Origin of the sequence: Acetobacter musti (assembly GCF_011516835.1) — a bacterium.
Taxonomy (GTDB): domain Bacteria; phylum Pseudomonadota; class Alphaproteobacteria; order Acetobacterales; family Acetobacteraceae; genus Acetobacter; species Acetobacter musti.
Genome location: NZ_WOTB01000074.1, coordinates 1 through 4,547 on the forward strand (window position 1 = coordinate 1; position 4,547 = coordinate 4,547).

Genomic DNA, 4,547 nt, shown 5'->3' on the forward strand with positions numbered 1-4,547 from the left:
GCTTGCCGCGAAATTCGACCCGAAAGAGTTCACTTCATGAGGATAAGTCTGTCACCCGGACAGAAGCTCCGGCAACCACGCAGACAGATCCAGACAGACTGCTTTCGCCTCATCTCGGTCATAAGAAGAGCCGTTCCAGTTTCCGTAAAGCGGACGGTCGGCAATAATTCTCGTTATCCGCCGATGTCCTCCTCCAGACTTCTGATTGCTGCATGTGCAGCTGATCAGGAGAAAGTATCATGGAAAAGAAAACGCGTTTTCCATCGCCTACGCTGAAGGCGTCCGTGCCCTGGAATGCAGGAAAAATGGTTGGCGCCAAGCGGGCGCTCAAAGAAAAGCACGTCTGGGCTATTCGGTTCTGGCTGGGGAGCGAACAGCGTGTCAGAGATAGAGCTTTGTTTGATCTTGCTCTCGATAGCAAACTCAGAGGCTGCGATCTTGTCAGCCTTCGTATCGGCGACATCGTTACCAGTGGTCAGGTGCGCCACCGAGCCATGGTCGTCCAGCAGAAAACCCGGCGACCTGTGCAATTCGAAATTACAGAAACAACGCGAGAAAGCGTGCGGGCGTGGCTGGAACATCGAGGTGGTGGCCTGAATGAGTATGTTTTTCCAAGTCGCCAAAGCGCCAAAGCTCACCTGAGCACAAGGCAATACGCCCGGCTTTTGGATCAATGGGTTCAAGCGGTGGGACTAATCGCCGGGGAATATGGAACTCATTCGCTCCGCCGGACTAAGGTTGCCATGATTTACAAACGAACCGGTAATATCCGAGCCGTGCAGATCCTGCTGGGTCATTCAAAACTGGATAGTACGGTTCGATACCTTGGGGTGGATGTCGAGGACGCTCTGGCACTGTCGGAAGCCACTGATCTCTGAAACAAACATGCCTCAGGAATTCTCTACCTCCTCCCTATGTGTACATGTTATGATGACACATGGGGAGGAGACCATGAGCCAGCATCTTTCAAATAACGCACCATTACCACAGAAAATCGGTGTTCGGGAGTTCCGGGGAAACCTGACAGCGTATCTGCGTCAGGTCAGACAGGGCAGTACGATCCTCGTGACGTCTCACGATCAGGTTGTCGCTGAACTGCGTCCGCCAGCTCCTTCCTATCGTCCCCGTCGTCAGCCAGGAGCTCTTCGTGGGCGGATCAGAATGAGCGAAGATTTTGATGAGACACCGCCGGACCTTCTTGAAAGCATGGAACGCGACCTGTGAAGGTTCTGCTTGATACGCATGCGTTGCTGTGGTGGCTTTCGGGCTCCGACCGGCTGGGTGAGACTGCACGAGAAATTATCGCAGATCCCGTCCACGATATTCTGGTGAGTATCGTATCATTATGGGAGATTGCGATCAAAATCCGTATCGGAAAGCTTGATGCGGATATGAACGATATTCTAGCAGCCATTCCTGCGGAAGGTTTCTCTCTGCTGCAAATACAGCCCGAACACCTGCAGATTCTTATGTCTTTGCCTTTGCATCATCGTGATCCGTTTGACCATCTCCTGATGGCGCAGGCGCAAGCTGAACACGCCACATTTCTTTCGGAAGACGGACAAATGGATCATTACCCCATCAAGCGAATACGCTGTTCGTGAAGCAGAAACTGCCGTCAGAACACGACCCCATTGTCGCCGTTCGGAGCGCCGCGTTCGGCGCCCGAAACCTGCCGTTCATTCACTTCCACCCGACGGCAAAGTCGGGGCCGTCTGCTGAAGAGGTCATCAGGGAAATCAAGCGGCTCTTCAAGATTGAAAAGAACCCACCCACTGTTACCCGCGCCGAAGGTCGCCTCACGCGGCGCGGTGGCTTCTTGAAGAGTACGGCCTCGTCACCGACGACTATCACCGCACACAATGGGTGTGGTTCGCTGTGACCTTCACCGCAATCTGGCGCAATTTCTCCAGCGCTAAGTGGCGGATTGCGGGCGAGATCTCGAAGAAAAGTAGAACGGACGTTCGAGCGTGATGCCGCGAAAGTCTGGTCTGAGCCCAAAGTGACGAATGCTGCACGATGGGCGAATGTCGATTACCGACCTCACTACGCCAGCGTGCGCGTCATCTCACGGATCAGATCATTTGTCTCTGGTCTCGTCGTTTGGTGCCGATATCGAAGGGCCAAAACAGTTCTTGATATTTCAAGGCCATCGATGGGTTTCGACACCAGGCCCATGTCCGAAGGAATAGCGGTGGCTGGCAGGATCACCGCACCTGACCCTTGCCGAGCAAGTTCAACTAACCAATCCACGCGATTTGACCGATAGGCCGCGTAGAGTTCGTGACCATGATCCGCGCAGGCCCCATGCAAAACATCCCGCATTTCGCAATTTAGGCGGTCAAGCATGTCAGTTTTAGCAAGAGCCGAAAGAGAGATCGCATTTAGTTCAGACAACGGATGCGACTTTGACACCACGACCTTGTAGTCCTCTTCATAGAGATGGTCTATACGATAGAGGTCTTCACTGACCTTCTCTGCGGTGACTACAACGTCAAATTCACCATCTCGTAACCCGGCAAGAAGCTCGGAGGTTGACGCAACGATCAATTCGATTTCGGCTTGCGGCAATCGCGTACGAGTACGCTCCATAGCTGCCGAAATCCTGTTGTGGCCAATCGTTTCGCCGACACCGACAGAGATTGGAACCCGCTCCAAGCGCATATGACGGACCGCCTCTGCCTTAGCCTGTCGCGTCTCATCGTGAACCTTCTGCAACCTTGGCTGCATGAGTTTACCGAGGGACGTAGGCCTGCATCCCGCACGGTCCCTGACAAACAGGTCACCTCCAAGCTCGTCTTCAAGTTTCTTGATCGCAGTCGTCAAGGAAGGTTGGGAGACATTGGAGGCACTGGCTGCGTGGGTGAAGTTTCGGTGCTCGAAGACAGCAAGAAAATACCTGATCTGGTTCATTTCCATTGCCGCATTCTCCGTCACATCTCCGGCACTACCTCATACCAACTTCGATAGTCCTTGTCTATCGAACAATAGAATTTCGGAATTGGATTCCGAAGCATCCGGCATGGGACAAGAGTGCATCGAAACCAAGCACGGTGCACTTCAGATCAGGAGACGACCATGAAAATGCAAATCCTTCAGACATGCGCCGCACTGGCTCTGATCACAACTTCTGCAACTGCACAGGACAACCCAATGGAAAATCACACTGCCAGCTACATCGCCATGCCGGCCGCCGAAGGCCAGACCGCTGCCTTCGCGGAGTTTCTGGCTAGTGCCGCACCCATCGTGGGAGAAACAGAGCCGGGCACTGTACTTTGGTTTGCTTTGCAAGCCGACGATACGCTCGCAATCTTTGACATCTTCGCAGATGAAGAAGCACGCGACGCTCACTTCTCAGGAGCGGTTGCTGCGGCTCTGAACCAAAACGCCGACGCGTTGGTGGACAGAGGATGGGACGACGGTGTTGTCGCGAATATCAACAACTCCGATGTCCTGTCGGTAAAGGCGCCGGTTGATCTCTACACGGCAACAACCGCAACTTACATCAAGCTCGAAGCCGCTCCAGGTAAAGGCCCCGAATTGGCAGCCTTGCTGACCGCCGCCGGCCCCATCGTCGCAGATACCGAACCCAAGACATTGTTCTGGGCGGCGCTGCAGATTGACGAGAACAACTTCGCCATCTTCGACATCTTTGCCGACAACTCTGGCCGCGAAGCGCACTTTGCCGGACAAGTCGCCGGACTCTTGAATGAAAAGGCTTCAGAATTGGTCTCAGGCGGATGGGACGACGGTGTGGTAACAAACGTCCGCAATTTCGATATCCTCGCTGCCAAGTAATCTCGAGGTGACTTGAGAAAGAAGTGCCCGGTGCAATCCATCGGGCGCTTTGCTGTTTGAATTTAGATTCACGCCAAAGCGGCCGTGCCGGAACTGGCAAGCGAAGCTCGCACTCGCCTCCGGCTTGGAAAGGGCGGCTATCGGCGGGAACATGTCCGCGCCTTCGCCCAACACGCCGAGATCGCGGACGACGCGATCTACATCGAGGGCAGCAAAAAACACCCTATTGAGGACGCCGGTAGCCACCAAAGGAGAAAAGTCGGCGGGAATCGGCGTTCCCGGTTTTTACCAAAGTGGCGGACCGGGTGGGATTCGAACATATACGCCGAAGTAATCGGCTTGCGCTTGGCTACGCCGTGAGCAATGTCGGCTTTCGGGACGCAGCAAGCGGCAGTCGAACGGCCGGAAAGGGGGCGCATTGCGGTCAAATTACAGTAGCCTGCTGAACGGCCGCTTTCCCGGCTTGGGCGCCCAGAAGCGGTCGGGCAGCTTGGCGGGGTGAGCTGAACGTCGGCTTTTAGGCGCGCATTTGCGAATGCCGACGTTTCCAGACGCCACGAAGTGCCTTAGTCATGTGAATGACTCTAATGTCTAATGTTGGCCGCAACGCAAGAAACGCAGCCATGGCGCCCTTATATCTAGGGCCTGTTAGCACTTGATCCAGTCTGCGGCGGCAGCGATGTGGATGACCGCGAGGAACGAGGTTGCTGTTTTTTCGTATCTGGTTGCGACAGCGCGCCATTCCTTGA

Annotated in this window: 6 protein-coding genes and 1 pseudogene; 5 read left to right on the forward strand and 2 right to left on the reverse strand. The window is 54.7% G+C overall.

The window, feature by feature from the left end:
- Nucleotides 1–239: 239 nt before the first annotated feature.
- Genes GOB93_RS20520 through GOB93_RS20535 form a run of 4 tightly spaced genes read left to right on the forward strand, consistent with a single transcriptional unit; the run spans nucleotide 240 to nucleotide 1,882 of the window.
- Nucleotides 240–878: a tyrosine-type recombinase/integrase gene (locus GOB93_RS20520; protein ID WP_062144895.1), complete on the forward strand. Its 639-nt coding sequence runs from the start codon at nucleotides 240–242 to the stop codon at nucleotides 876–878.
- A 7-nt stretch (nucleotides 879–885) separates the two neighbouring features.
- Nucleotides 886–1,224, forward strand: coding sequence for a type II toxin-antitoxin system Phd/YefM family antitoxin (locus tag GOB93_RS20525; RefSeq protein ID WP_173585223.1), 339 nt, complete (start codon nucleotides 886–888; stop codon nucleotides 1,222–1,224).
- Nucleotides 1,221–1,604 carry a type II toxin-antitoxin system VapC family toxin gene (locus tag GOB93_RS20530; RefSeq protein ID WP_010516858.1) on the forward strand — a complete coding sequence of 128 codons (384 nt, stop codon included), beginning with the start codon at nucleotides 1,221–1,223 and terminating at the stop codon, nucleotides 1,602–1,604. The genes GOB93_RS20525 and GOB93_RS20530 overlap by 4 nt, the downstream gene beginning before the upstream one ends.
- A complete protein-coding gene (locus GOB93_RS20535; protein ID WP_010516857.1) occupies nucleotides 1,601–1,882 on the forward strand; it encodes a hypothetical protein in 282 nt (93 codons plus the stop codon). The genes GOB93_RS20530 and GOB93_RS20535 overlap by 4 nt, the downstream gene beginning before the upstream one ends.
- Nucleotides 1,883–2,046: 164 nt before the next feature.
- Here GOB93_RS20535 and GOB93_RS20540 read toward each other — a convergent pair whose 3' ends face one another.
- Nucleotides 2,047–2,919, reverse strand: coding sequence for a LysR family transcriptional regulator (locus GOB93_RS20540; RefSeq protein WP_173585224.1), 873 nt, complete (start codon nucleotides 2,917–2,919; stop codon nucleotides 2,047–2,049).
- A gap of 159 nt (nucleotides 2,920–3,078) precedes the next feature.
- On the opposite strand from GOB93_RS20540, the gene GOB93_RS20545 reads away from it, so the two are divergent.
- Entirely contained in the window at nucleotides 3,079–3,798 is a 720-nt protein-coding gene (locus GOB93_RS20545; RefSeq protein ID WP_010518206.1) for a putative quinol monooxygenase, read from the forward strand.
- Nucleotides 3,799–4,446: 648 nt separating this feature from the next.
- On the opposite strand, the pseudogene GOB93_RS20550 reads toward GOB93_RS20545, so the two are convergent.
- Nucleotides 4,447–4,547: pseudogene (locus tag GOB93_RS20550) on the reverse strand (IS5-like element ISMex42 family transposase); the annotation flags it as partial.

Coding starts and splice junctions, on each gene's coding strand:
- GOB93_RS20520 (WP_062144895.1), top strand. CDS start 240: ATGGAAAAGAAAACGCGTTTTCCATCGCCTACGCTGAAGGCGTCCGTG.
- GOB93_RS20525 (WP_173585223.1), top strand. CDS start 886: ATGCCTCAGGAATTCTCTACCTCCTCCCTATGTGTACATGTTATGATG.
- GOB93_RS20540 (WP_173585224.1), bottom strand. CDS start 2,919: ATGGAAATGAACCAGATCAGGTATTTTCTTGCTGTCTTCGAGCACCGA.
- GOB93_RS20545 (WP_010518206.1), top strand. CDS start 3,079: ATGAAAATGCAAATCCTTCAGACATGCGCCGCACTGGCTCTGATCACA.